Consider the following 1412-nt stretch of genomic DNA (forward strand, 5'->3'; position numbering starts at 1 on the left):
CCGGTCACCGACAGCCAGCGTTCGCGCTCCCCCACCGGAGCGGCGACGACGATCGAGGCGCGGGGGTCGCGGCGCAGGCGTCGCACCTTGAGTACGTCAGGGCCGGTGAACAGCTGGATCGTGCCCTCGGCAGTGGCCTCGAACCACACCGGACGAGGCTGCGGCGGGAGCGGCCCGCTGGCCACAGACAGGAATCCATGCAGGGGGCGCCGGAGGAACTCGAGGTCCTGGGCGGTCAGCGAACTGGTGCTCATGACGTCGATCGAACCCGGTGAGATCGGACGATCCCATAGGCGAGACGCCGGATCGGCTGCGCGTTCGTCTACCTTGGGAGGGGTGGACGTGTTCGGTGATCTGATCCGCGGGGTGCGAGCCCACGGCTCGCTGTTCGGCAGCTCGACCCTGTCCCCGCCCTGGGCGCTGCACTTCGTGGACGGCGCCCCGCTGACGCTGTGCACCGTCCTCGCCGGGGCGGGCTGGATCGTGCCGGAGCACGGCTCGCCCGAACTGCTGCGCGCCCGCGAGACGATCGTCGTGCGCGGTCCCGCCACCTTCACCTTCGTCGACGAGATCGGCACCCGAGCCGAACCGATCGCGTGCGGCGAGCACTGCGCAACGCCTGACCAGGGCGGGACCCGGCACCGGCTCGGCTGGCACGACAGCGGCGGGGACGACCGCGATGCGACGACCCTGATCGTCGGCGCCTACCCGGTGCGCGGCGAGATCAGCCGGCGCCTGCTGGACGCGCTGCCCGTCGTGCTGCGCGTGGGCGCCGGGGGCACGGCTGACGCCGTGCTGGACCACGTCGCCGCCGAGGTCGCCGTCGACGCACCTGGCCAGCAGATCGTGCTCGACCGGCTGCTGGACTGGATGCTGGTCTGCACCCTGCGCGAGTGGTTCGAGCGCCCCGGGGGCGAACCCCCGGCCTGGTGGTCCGCCCAGCGGGACCCGGTGGTCGGCGACGCGCTGCGCCTGCTGCACGCCGAGCCGGCGGCACCGTGGACGGTCGCCGCGCTAGCCGAGCGCACCGGGGTATCGCGTTCGACGCTGGCCAAGCGGTTCACCGACCTGGTCGGCCAACCACCGCTGACCTATCTGACCCACTGGCGCATGACGCTCGCCGCAGACCTGCTCGTCGAACAGGACGCCGCAACCGTCGCGCACATCGCCCGCAGCGTGGGATACGCGGACCCGTTCGGGTTCAGCGCAGCGTTCAAACGGGTCCGGGGCGTCACCCCGAGCGAGTTCCGGCGCGCCCGGTCGACCGAGCGGATCTAGCGGGAGCACTCCGGCAACCGCTGCTAGGACTTCGCGGCGGGCGGCACTTGGAGGGCCGCCCAGCACGGACACCATCCCTTGTGGACAGTTCTACTCGCAAACCATCGACCCGGTGGTCAACAAGGCCGCGCGCC

1 protein-coding gene and 1 pseudogene are annotated in these 1412 nt (G+C 72.0%); one reads left to right on the plus strand and one right to left on the minus strand.

Features of this window, described 5'->3' with window-relative positions; translation table 11 throughout:
• Positions 1-254, minus strand: a pseudogene (locus tag OU415_RS38175) (pyridoxamine 5'-phosphate oxidase family protein); the annotation flags it as partial.
• Between the two features lie 82 nt (positions 255-336).
• Between OU415_RS38175 and OU415_RS38180 the strand changes: the two are divergent.
• Positions 337-1278 (plus strand): AraC family transcriptional regulator, encoded by a 942-nt coding sequence (locus OU415_RS38180; protein ID WP_270954686.1) that lies wholly within the window; start codon positions 337-339, stop codon positions 1276-1278.
• Positions 1279-1412 lie beyond the last annotated feature (134 nt).

It is taken from the genome of Saccharopolyspora oryzae (assembly GCF_027853915.1).
In the GTDB taxonomy this organism is placed as follows: Bacteria; Actinomycetota; Actinomycetes; order Mycobacteriales; family Pseudonocardiaceae; genus Saccharopolyspora; species Saccharopolyspora oryzae.